Consider the following 11,695-nt stretch of genomic DNA (forward strand, 5'->3'; position numbering starts at 1 on the left):
TCTATAATTTAATTTATAAAACTCCTTTATGCTCTATTTTCTAACTAAATTAGGGTAGAGGCTACCAGCAAAGCACCACACTTTTCAGAGCACTGGTAGCCTCTTTCTTTTTCAAAAAACTATTTTATAAACCTACTGATTTCTCTCCCTGAAGTACTGCTCAAGCTGTCTGAGTGCCTCAGCTTTAACCTTGTCAACACCTGCTGCTTTGAGCTTCTTGTCAAGTGTTGCAAAAGCTTCATCCACGTTCTTTACCATACCCAAACATATTGGATTGTAATACTGTGTCATAACACTGTTGAGGTTTGCAATCTCTGTTTTTACCTTTGTCTGGTCAAGTGAGAATGAAGATAGTGGTGAGCTTACAAGCGCCTTCTTGATTGTGTTTCTGAGTGCAATGTAGTTATCATCCCAGCTTGCAAGTGGCAAGAACTGGTCTTTATTTGTAAACCAGAATCCTGCTGCATCTGGTGGATATGTGTTGTTCTCAGCTGTTACACCTTTTGGCAGGTCAATCTTGTTGTTCTTGATTATATAGTTTTTGCCTTGAATACCAAAGTAAACAAGATAGTTATATGATTTTTCTTCCATAATCAAGTCAAGGGCCATAAGTGTTCTTTCTGCATTTTTTGTCTTTGCAACAAGAGCAACACCATTGTTTATATATGGGTCTGCTGGTCTGTGGCCTCTTTTATCAAATATTGGAATAACCTCAACCTTCCAACCTTTAGCTTTTGCATTTGCAAGATTGGACTGGATGTCTTGGCTATTTCCAAACGCAACAGCAGACTTCCCTTGGTCAAAAGCATCTTTGCTTCTCACCTTATTAGCATAAGCATTTCTGTTGATGTATCCTTTGTCGTACCATGACTTTACTTTCTTTGCTGCCTCTTTGAATGCAGGAAGTATTTCTTTGTCCATAATATAGTAAACTTTTGGTTTGGTGTCGTATATGGTTGTGAAAAGTCCTGTACCGCCTGTTGATACTCTTGCAACATCCTCCAAGTAATCTGTTTTTTCAACTAAAAGTCTCCACATAACTGAGTTCAAATCATATTGGTTGTCCAAGTTCATTGGCATCAAGCCTTTTTCGTTCTTCTTTACTGCAGCAAGGAATGGCTCAATATCATTGTATTTTTTGATTGGAGGCAACTTATATTTTTCTCTCAAATCGCCTCTTATAATTACAACGTCAGCTTTCCTGTCAGGTGTTGCAGTAGGAATCATGTAAATCTTGCCTTTTACCTTTGCCTCTTGCCAAGCAACAGGTGGTGTTGCTTTGTAGTGTCTTGGCATGTATTTTTTGATCATATCCATTGTAAGTTCCTTAAATCCACCTTTTGCAGCTTCCTGGAAGTAGAAGCACCAGTTCGCTGCATACATCCAGTCAACATTTTCTCCAGATGCCAAGATAAGCGGATATTTGTAGTTCAAATCTCCCCATCCAATGTAGTTAATCTCCATTGTTGCGTTGATGTCTTTTTGAAGCTTTTTGTTGAGCTCTTTCATAACGTTTGGAAATTCAGCTGGTGCATCACCCAAAAGATAACCAACAATCTTGACAGGTTTTGACACATCAATGCTCGGGTCAAAACCGGGTGCAGTTCTTTTCGCCTTTGTTTGCGCACCAAAACCAACCGCAAACATTGAAATTAAAAGAGTTGAGAGGACAAAACATACTGTCAAGGTGATCGCTAAAAGCCTGAAGTTCTTTTTCATCACGCAATCAACCTCCCTGATTCATTTTAATCTATACCAACAGGCATTATAAAAAGTACCTGTTGATACCATTTTTTAGCCTTTTACAGCACCAAGTGTAATGCCTTTGACAAAATACCTTTGAACAAACGGGTACAAGAAAATTATTGGACCTGTTGCAACAACTGTCATCGCAAGCTTTAAAGTCTCTTTTGGCATGTCTATTCGCACAACATTTTGCAGAATATTTGCCGCAACATTGACACTTGACAGGATTAAATACAGCGTATACTGTAGAGGATACAAGCTCTGTTTTTCGATGAACATCATCGGCGTCCACCAGTCGTTCCAGTAATTGAGAGCTATAAAAAGTCCAATAGATGCCAAAGCTGGTTTTGAAAGTGGCAAAACAATTCTCAAGAATATTGTAAAATCTCCTGCGCCGTCAATCTTTGCTGACTCTATCAAAGAGTCTGGAATAGAACCTCTAATAAAGTTGCGGAGAATCAAAATGTAAAACACATTGAAAAGTGGCACAAGTATGAGAACAAGTACATTGTTTTTTAAATGATAGTAATTTGCCAATATTATATAGTACGGAGCAAGGCCGCCGTTAAAAAGTGTTGTGAAGTACAGGAAGAAAGCTAATATATTTCTATATTTTACATCTTTTCTGTACATAACATACGCAGCCATTGTGGAAAGAAACAACGACAAACTTGTGCCAACGCTTGTTACTACAATGGTTACCAAGTAAGCTCTGAAAATTCTTTGAGGGTTTTGGAAAATGAGCTTATATGCACTGAGTGAAAATTCTCGTGGAATTAGAGTGTAACCGTGGTTTATGATATAGTTTTCTGAAGCAAACGAACTTACCACAAGCACAACAAAAGGTATGAAGGTAAATAGCCCGATTATTGTTATAAATATATATCCGACAATGTTAAAGAGGATATAATCCTTACCCTTTCTCAACGTTCTCTCCCCTTTTAAGTCAAGATTTAGAACAGTGCATAGTCTTTGTCATATCTTCTGACAAGCCAGTTGACAAGCATTATAATCACAAAGCACAGCACAGACTGATAAGCACCTGCTGCTGACGCCATCCCAATATCCTGAACCTGCATGAGACTTCTGAACACAAGAGTGTCTATGATATCTGTATAGTCAAGCAAAAGACCGTTATTACCTATTATCTGATAAAACATATCAAACTCGCCACGTAAAATTCTTCCAAGCGCAAGTAAAATTAATATTATCATTGTTGGTTTTAACATCGGGATTGTGATATAAAAGATTCTCTGGAAGATATTTGCGCCATCAATTATTGCTGCCTCATAACACTCTTCGTCAAATCCCATTATAGCTGCAAGATATAAAACGCTTCCGTAACCTACCCATTTCCATACATATAACATTGGCAAAAGGAAATACCAGTAAGTAGGATTTGAGTAGATATCTATAGGCTCACCACCAAGGTTTTTTATCAAGGTGTTAATAAGACCATAATCATAGTTGAAAAAGTTATACATCATAGCTGCCACAACAACCCATGATACAAAATACGGTAAAAACATGACAGACTGGATGAACTTTTTAAATATCTTACCTGCAAGCTCGGCTATAAAAATTGCGCACGCAACTGAAAATACTGTGTATGCAGCTAAAAAAGCTAAGTTGTAAAGAATAGTGTTTTTTGTGACAAGCCAAGCTCTGCCCGAAGCAAAGAAATACTCAAAGTTTTTGAAGCCGTTCCATGGACTGAAAAGTATTCCATCTCGATAGTTGAACTCTTTAAAAGCAAGAACAATTCCACCCATCGGTATGTAGGCAAACAGAATGTAGTAAATTGCTACTGGTAAGAACATGGCATAAAGTACCTTGTTCTTTTTTATTTCATACCAAAAACCATTCTTTTTCAATTTCTGCCACTCCCTTTGTAGTGATTGAACAAATCATTTATTTTCGCTTCTTCTATTTCTTATTATAAAAGGTCAGTTAAAAATTCATATCAGACAAAATTAATATTTTCTTTGTAAAATTAAGATGATAAAAATTGCAAAAAAATAAAAGCTGGCCTTTCAAAACCAGCTTTCCTATCTTTTTGAGCATTGCAAGGAGAAAAAATTATAATGCTGCTGTGGCTATTCTTCCACAGGAAACAGGACTTTTGCAACTGTTTTCTCGTTGATTTTGCTCTCGTAAAACAGTCCAGCTTCATTTCCAAAATAGATTTTCAATCTCTCGTTTATATTTTTTATACCAAAACCATGTCCTTTTGACGTCTCAACCTCTCCCTTCTTTATCTTTTCAAGAACTTCTTTAGAGATTCCAACGCCATCATCAATAACATATATCGCAGCCATTTTGTCATCTATTATTTCGCCTTTTATGATTATAGTACCTTTCTGCTCGTCTTTTTCCAAAATTCCATGGTGAATAGAATTTTCAACAAGCGGCTGAAGTGTCAGTTTTGGTATCCGCGCTTGTAGGAGTTTTTGTGGAACATCTATCTTAAGGTCAATGCAGTTGTCAAACCTGTAATTTTGAATCATCACATAGGCTTTTACATGTTCTATCTCATTTTCCACTGTTACAACATCCTCACCCTTGCTAAGACTTAACTTATAAAACTGAGAAAGAGAGGTTACAAGCCTTGAAATATCTTCATTTTTGTTCTTAATTGCAATCCAGTTTATAAGGTCAAGGGTGTTGTACAAAAAATGAGGATTTATCTGTGACTGAAGAGCTTTGAGTTCCAAATTTTTCTTCTCCTTGCCAAGCTGGTACTGCTCATGCAAAAGTTCTTTTATCTTCTTTAGCATATAGTTGAAGGTATATATGAGCTGCCCCACCTCATCTTGAGAGTGGGAATCCAGCTCTATATTGAAATCACCTTTTTCGATAACCTTTTTCATATTATGAGTAAGTCTTTTAATTCTTGATGTGCTTGACGTCGCTGCCCAGAAAGCAAATATCAATGTAAAAGGTGCAATCAAGAATATCATGAAAAAGACCTGTTTAATAGTCTTTATATTAAGCTCATGAATCTCTTTGTAAGGTGTAACCAGTACAAGATACCAATCTGTATCACTAATACTCCTTGTTCGAACAAGAAGTTTCTCTCCCCCTACCTCCATCTCAACAACATTTGCCTCTTGAGATGATATATTCTTTTCTATCCCTTTTATTATCTCCCCAATGGATAAATTTGTTCTATTTAAAGAACGTGCAACCACTTCACCATTTGAATTGACAATAAAAGCAAGTGTTCTGCTTGTAAACAAAGCCTGATTTAGAATTCTTTCAATTTCAGCAATTGAGATATCCGCTCTGAGCGCAGCTCTGTATTCACTAATATTCTTAGGGTCTGGAATCAGTCTTATCAAAGACACAACATCTTTTCGCGCAACATTTAGCATTTTGGGAGTAACCCAAGCAAAAAGCTCCCCTTTTAAAACCATCTGCTGATACCATGGAAGCTTTTCAATCCGCTCAAAGAGAAAATAGCTATCTGTCTCGCTGAGCTTAGCCAATCCCTGTGTCATATAAATTGAGATGCTGAGTATGTCAAAATTTTGGCATGTGCTGTAAAAAAGTCTTGTAAATCTCTGGGAGTCTACAAGCCAGTTACCTATATTTTCGTAGTAATAGTCATCAGGCCTGTTTACAAGCTCTTGCACAGTTGAATCAAGAGCTAAAATGTTCAGTACATTTTTGACTGATGACACCCTGTTTTCTAAGAAAGAAGCTGTCTGGTCCACAATCTTGCCAGAAGAATAAATAGCCTGTTTTTCGACATCCCTTCCAACAATAACGTAGTTCATAAAAGAAAATATGCCAAATGATATTAAAATAACAAACATATATGAAGCAAACAATTTGTATTTTATACTCATATTTGAAAAAGTATTTGCAATCCTTTTCATACATAATACCTCTCTCTAAATTCAGATGGAGTCATTCCAACCTTCTTTTTGAACAGGGCTGAGAAATAATTCGGGTCTCCAAATCCAACTCTCTCTGCAATCTCATATAGCTTGATGCTATTATCTTTTAGAAGCTGCTTGGCTTTTTCAATTCTGACTTCAGTTATATAATCGTTGAGTGTCTTACCAGTTGCTTTTTTGAACATACTACACAAATAATTTGGACTGAAATAAAAATGGTTAGCTATCTTTTGAACACTCAGATGCTTGTCATAGAAGTTTTCTTCAATAAACCTCATTATCTGATACACCTTTCGATTTAAATTGCCACGTGTTGTAAATAGCTCAAATATTCCATCAAGCGTCTCATAAATAACCTCTTTTAACTGGTTTAAAGTAAGCTTTTGTTCTATTTCGCGCCATTTTTTTGCTCTCCCAGCTTCATCTAAAAGCTGTGTTATTTTTCTTTGTCTCCCTACTTGGTATGCAATCAAGAGCATCTCAAAAAATATATTTTTTACCTTTTCAATCTCAACGCCTTGATTTGACTTAAGCCAAAAATACAGCTTCTCTATCTCATCTTTAGCCCTCTTTACATCATCCCTTTTTAGATATTCCTCAAATTTTTCAAAGTCAAAATTAATTTCCTGTTCTCTTTTGTCTACAAAATCCTCATATGTATACGAATTGCCAAAACCATTATAAAATACATTTTTCTTGAGTATCTTGAGCATATTTTCAATGCTCTCTTTTACTTGACTTGCCTTTATCGAGGTAGCAACCATCAGGCAAATCTCTCCTTTTTGTAAAAAAACCTCTTTTAGTATATTCGCTGCCTTGTTTATATCAATCTCACTTTTTTCGCTGTAAATAAGAACAAAACTGTTCTGTGATAAAAACGAAAATAACACAGCAATTCTTGATGTAAAGTCTTGACCCAAAACTTGGTTATATATTTCTTTTGATACTATTCCATCCAGATGGTCCTCTTCAGCCTTCCAGTCTACAAATCCTACAATAACATCTAATGTTGAGGTTAAAAAATGTTCGGCAGCATACTTTTGGAAAATGCTATAATCTGTGTGGTCTTTTAACAGCTGCTGAACAAGCTGTGTAGCAGCGTAATATATACTCTCATTGTAATGTTCTTTCAGCCTTTCTTTTTCTTCCTCTTCTTTTCTCTCAAACTCTATAATCTTCACAACTTTTTTCATTGTGCTTTTAATCTTTTCTATATCGAGAGGTTTTTCAATGTAGTCAATTGCATTCAAACGGATGGCTGACAAAAGATACTCCTTTTCTGCATAGCCACTTATAAAGACTATTTTACATTTTGGAAAAATATTTTTTAACCTCTTTGAAAATTCAATGCCATCCATCCGTGGCATTCTTACATCGCACAGCAGAATATCGGGAGTGTAACTTTTTACAATTTCCAAAGCTTCTTGACCATTTTTAGCACTCTTAATTTCTCCAATCCCAAGCTCATTCCATGGTATCAATGTTTCAAGACTTTCTCGGGTTATCCTCTCATCTTCTACAATCAAAAGCTTAAACATTTTATTAGCTTTCCTCCCAACAGAGAAAAAAGGTTAAACTTGCACAACTTTTTGTAGGCTTTCTACTTGAATATTATACACCATGTGAACTCTTTAAGTAGCTAAAAAATAAAAAAAAGCCTGTCCATCTTCCTTTGCACCTTATAAAGTGGACAGGCAACAAGTTTTTTAAGTGCTTATTTTGCTTTGTAAAAGCAACGTTTTGGTGACTCTATCAGACCTTCACTTTTTAGTTCCTTGATAGCTTTTTCAACCTCTTTTTTGTCAAGCCCTGTCTTTTGAACAATATCCTGAGTTTTCATCGGCTCTGGAGAACTCTTCAAAGCCTCTAAGACCATCTCTCTTGCGCTCATAAAAGTCATCTCCCCTCTAATATAAATTCCTTACAGTATCTTTTGCTTTCAATACATTTTTATACCACCATTTTGCTTCTTTATAACAGCATCTTCACCTTAAAGTGATATAATTATATATGTAAACTCTGCAAAAGAAGGAGATGATGAGCATGAAAAGCTTATTATCTTCTTCATACATTTTGATGTTTGATGAGTATTATTCTTTTCAGCCAAGACTTAAAGAGATGTGCACTTGCATTGACCTCAAAGACCTTTCTTCAATTAGATACATGTGTTCAAAAAAGGTGCTTGACTCAATCTCAGAAAAGATAAAAAAAGTTGAAAATTCCTTGTTCTTTCTTGGCGCTGGCGAATATCATCACTTTACATATATGCTCTTAAAAAAATTTGATAAAACCCTTTCTTTAATAGTCATAGACAAACACGTTGACTATTCAGATACATACCAAGGATTTATAACATGCGGTTCATGGTTAAAAGATGCAGCAGGATTAAATCAAATTGTCGAAATCTTTGTTCTCTCAGAGGAGAAAAAAAATGTGCACAACAGTAAAATCAAAATTTTTTCACCACTTGAATACAAAAAAATAAAACCTCGCCTACCAGTTTATATAAGCATTGACAAAGACATCTTGACAAAGTCCTCAATAAACACAACTTGGGACCAGGGACACTGCCAGCCAAAAACCTTAATCGAAATAGTTTCACATTTCTCATCAGCTTTTGAAATAGTTGGAGCAGATATTTGTGGTGAACCACCTGCGCAGTTTTTCTCACCTGAACACAAAAAAAGCGAAGATATAAATTTAAAACTCCTTCTACTGCTCACAGCAAAATCTCAAAGTATTGTCGCATGAAAAAAGCTGGAAGGAGCTTCCTTCCAGCCTTTAGTTTACAATATTGGTCTTATTCAGTGAACATATATTTATTTAAAATCATCTCAAGAAGTTCTTGCTTGCCAGATTTATTTTCTATCTTGTCAAGAGACAGAGCATATTCCTCTAACATCTTGAAGTTTGCTTCACCGCTTACAATCTTAGCGCCGATTCCTTCTTTGTAGCTCTTGTATCTCTCATCTATAAATTTATCAAATACGCCATTTTTAACAAGCTTATACGCAATCTTGAAGCCTTTAGCAAAAGCATCCATACCAGCAATGTGACCAATTACTAAATCTTCAAGCTCAAATGAACCTCTTCTTACCTTTGCGTCAAAGTTGAGTCCGCCTTTGTCAAAGCCGCCCATCTTGATAACCTCATACATAGCAAGCGTGGTAAGTCTTACATCTGTTGGGAACTGGTCTGTATCCCAGCCCAAAAGCAAATCGCCCATGTTAGCATCAATTGAACCAAGCATGTTGTTTATTCGCGCAAATCTCAACTCATGGTGGAAATCATGTCCTGCTAAAGTTGCATGGTTTACCTCTATGTTGAGCTTGAAGTATTTGTCAAGATCATACTTTTTCAAAAATCCATATACATGAGCAGCATCAAAATCGTACTGATGTTTAGTTGGTTCTTTTGGCTTTGGTTCAATCAAAAACTGACCGTCAAACCCTATCTCTTTTGCATAGTCAACTGCCATGCGCAAAAATCTTGCCAAGTTGTCAAGCTCAAGCTCCATGTCGGTGTTCAAAAGTGTCTCATAACCTTCTCTTCCGCCCCAGAACACATAGTTTTCGCCGCCAAGCTCCTTTGTAACCTCTAACGCCTTTTTCACCTGCGCTGCTGCATATGCAAAAACATCGGCATTGCAGGATGTTGCAGCACCATGAACATATCGCGGATGTGAAAATAGGTTTGCTGTTCCCCACAAAACTTTTGTTTTGCTTGTCTTTAAGTATTCTTTGATCATAGAAACTATCTCATCCAAGTTCTTGTTTGTTTCTCTTAAATTTTCTCCTTCAGGTGCAATGTCTCTGTCGTGGAAGCAGAAAAATGGAACATTTAGCTTTTCAAAAAACTCAAATGCGGCTTCAACTCTTGCCTTTGCGTTGTCCATTGGATTTGAGAACCTGTCCCACGGACGAACAATTGTAGGTTGTCCAAACGGGTCAGCTCCAGTTGCACAGAATGTATGCCAGTAAGCAACTGCAAAACGAAGGTGGTCTTTTAAAGGCTTGCCGTCAATGATTTCGTCAGGATTGTAATACTTGAAAGCAAATGGATTGTCTGATTGTGGACCCTCGTACTTTACTCCTGGAATATCTTTGAAGTACTTCATTTTATAAATTCACTCTCCTTCTATAATAAATAATTTTTTTAACTAAACCTTATTTTTTAAACATGCCAGTACGCGTACTTAGTTTGTTTATTAAACAAACTAACATCATTATAATATATATTCTTCATTTTTTCAAAAAATCCTTCTTTCAAAACAAAGATTATTTTGCAAAAAATAATGGCAGATTGTCAGTTCAACTTGCACGATGAATGTATTTTGTTTATAATATAACTATAAATTGAATAGAATTTAGGTGTAATATGAGGTGATACAAATGGAAAAAGAGGTTTTAAACTTTGAAGAAGCGGCTGAGTTTCTGGAAATCTCCACAAAAACGCTCAATCAAATTTTAAAAGATGAAGATATACCAGCAAGAAAGATAGGCAGAGAGTGGCGTTTTTCTAAACACGCTTTGCTTGATTGGCTTGGAAGAGGATCATCAAAAGATTATTTTAAAAACCAGACCATATCTCGTTTTGAAGAGACAAGAAAAGGAAAGACTGAAAACCTCATTTCTCATGCAAAAGAGATTCTTGACACAATTTCCCGTGAAAAGTCAATTACCATTGAAGATCGAAAGTTTGATTTTCCAGATAATGTGGAAATGGAAGTCAAAATCAAGAAAAGAAGCGACAGTATAAAGTTTGAGCTCGAATTTGAATGGCAAACTGATGAGAAAGGAGAGATTGAGAGTGAAGAATGAAAAGAACAATCTTGAGGAAAAGAAGATTCTTGGCATACCCTGGAACGCTTTTATATTCGGTTTTGTAAGTTTTCTCAACGACTTCTCAAGTGAACTGACAATCAGAGCTCTCCCTCTCTTTTTGAAAAACGTTTTAAATGCAAAAACCTCTGTAATAGGTCTTATTGAAGGTGTAGCAGATTCGACCGCAACAATCCTAAAAATCTTTTCAGGGTACCTTTCAGACAAGCTAAATCAACGAAAGTGGCTTGTAACCATAGGTTATGGTCTTTCTGCACTTTCAAAACCACTTTTATATTTTGCTAACAGCTGGGTATTTGTTTTGGTAATAAGGTTTCTGGACAGGGTTGGAAAAGGCATAAGGACCTCTCCTCGTGATGCCTTGATTGCCAACACAACCAGAAAAGAGGAACTTGGAAAGGCATTTGGATTTAACAGAGCAATGGATCCGGCAGGGGCAATTTTAGCTTTGATTGTTGGTAGTTTTATAATATACCATACATCTAAAAACACCTTGAAACTCACAGAGCATCTATTTCAGATTCTTGTTTTAGTATCAATTTTTCCAGTCTTTATTGCACTTTTTTTAATAATTGCATTTGCAGTAGATAGCAAAACTCAAAATCATTCTGCAGCAAAGGTCAACCTGTCTTTGAAAGGATTTGATAGAAAATTCAAATTATACCTTCTAACAATCTCCATCTTTACCCTTGGAAATTCTTCAGATGCTTTTTTAATCTTGCAGGCTCAAAACAGAGGATTGACAGTTTTAGAGATATTTTTGATGCTGGCTGCCTTCAATTTGATAACAACTCTTAGCGCTTACCCTGCTGGAATTTTGTCAGATCGAATAAAACGCCAATATTTGATTGTGATGGGCTGGATTGTATATGCCTTGATATACTTAGGCTTTGGACTTGCAACGAAGACATATCAAATAGTTGCTCTGTACATTTTGTACGGTCTTTACTATGGACTTACAGAAGGTGTTGAAAAGGCACTTGTTGCAGATTTAGTTCCCCCTGAAAAAAGAGGTACAGCTTACGGTCTTTACAATGGCGCTGTCGGAATTTTCGCATTTCCAGCAAGTTTGGTTGCAGGACTTTTGTGGCAATATATAAGTCCTTCTTCACCATTTATATTTGGTGCTATCCTTGCTATTTTTGCCTCAATGATGCTACTGAAAGTAGTGAACATGAAGCAAGAATAATTTTAAGTTCAAAAAAA

At 36.1% G+C, this 11,695-nt stretch carries 10 protein-coding genes; 3 read left to right on the top strand and 7 right to left on the bottom strand.

The annotated features are described in order from the left end of the window. Positions 1-132: 132 nt before the first annotated feature. The 6 genes from CALHY_RS10370 to CALHY_RS10395 all read right to left on the bottom strand — a co-directional run bounded on the left by CALHY_RS10370 (position 133) and on the right by CALHY_RS10395 (position 7,539). Entirely contained in the window at positions 133-1,719 is a 1,587-nt protein-coding gene (locus tag CALHY_RS10370; RefSeq protein ID WP_013403904.1) for an ABC transporter substrate-binding protein, read from the bottom strand. A 75-nt stretch (positions 1,720-1,794) separates the two neighbouring features. After that, positions 1,795-2,673, bottom strand: coding sequence for a carbohydrate ABC transporter permease (locus tag CALHY_RS10375; RefSeq protein ID WP_013403905.1), 879 nt, complete (start codon positions 2,671-2,673; stop codon positions 1,795-1,797). Between the two features lie 26 nt (positions 2,674-2,699). Continuing rightward, complete coding sequence (locus CALHY_RS10380) at positions 2,700-3,620, bottom strand: ABC transporter permease (RefSeq protein WP_013403906.1); 921 nt, start codon at positions 3,618-3,620, stop codon at positions 2,700-2,702. Between the two features lie 222 nt (positions 3,621-3,842). Next, on the bottom strand, positions 3,843-5,627 hold the full coding sequence (locus CALHY_RS10385; RefSeq protein WP_013403907.1) for a cache domain-containing sensor histidine kinase: 1,785 nt from the start codon (positions 5,625-5,627) through the stop codon (positions 3,843-3,845). Further along, entirely contained in the window at positions 5,624-7,186 is a 1,563-nt protein-coding gene (locus tag CALHY_RS10390; protein ID WP_013403908.1) for a response regulator, read from the bottom strand. Before CALHY_RS10390 ends, CALHY_RS10385 begins: the two co-directional genes overlap by 4 nt. Before the next feature lie 176 nt (positions 7,187-7,362). Continuing rightward, entirely contained in the window at positions 7,363-7,539 is a 177-nt protein-coding gene (locus tag CALHY_RS10395) for a helix-turn-helix domain-containing protein (protein ID WP_013403909.1), read from the bottom strand. A 152-nt stretch (positions 7,540-7,691) separates the two neighbouring features. Between CALHY_RS10395 and CALHY_RS10400 the strand changes: the two genes are divergently transcribed. Continuing rightward, entirely contained in the window at positions 7,692-8,399 is a 708-nt protein-coding gene (locus tag CALHY_RS10400) for an arginase family protein (protein ID WP_013403910.1), read from the top strand. A gap of 49 nt (positions 8,400-8,448) precedes the next feature. Here the strand turns inward: CALHY_RS10400 and xylA are convergent, their stop codons facing one another. Further along, positions 8,449-9,765 carry a xylose isomerase gene (gene xylA, locus CALHY_RS10405; RefSeq protein ID WP_013403911.1) on the bottom strand — a complete coding sequence of 439 codons (1,317 nt, stop codon included), beginning with the start codon at positions 9,763-9,765 and terminating at the stop codon, positions 8,449-8,451. 274 nt (positions 9,766-10,039) lie between these two features. On the opposite strand from xylA, the gene CALHY_RS10410 reads away from it, so the two are divergent. Further along, entirely contained in the window at positions 10,040-10,468 is a 429-nt protein-coding gene (locus CALHY_RS10410) for a helix-turn-helix domain-containing protein (protein WP_013403912.1), read from the top strand. Continuing rightward, positions 10,458-11,678, top strand: coding sequence for an MFS transporter (locus CALHY_RS10415; protein ID WP_013403913.1), 1,221 nt, complete (start codon positions 10,458-10,460; stop codon positions 11,676-11,678). The genes CALHY_RS10410 and CALHY_RS10415 overlap by 11 nt, the downstream gene beginning before the upstream one ends. Positions 11,679-11,695: the final 17 nt, after the last annotated feature.

Source organism: Caldicellulosiruptor hydrothermalis 108, assembly GCF_000166355.1.
Lineage (GTDB): Bacteria > Bacillota > Thermoanaerobacteria > Caldicellulosiruptorales > Caldicellulosiruptoraceae > Caldicellulosiruptor > Caldicellulosiruptor hydrothermalis.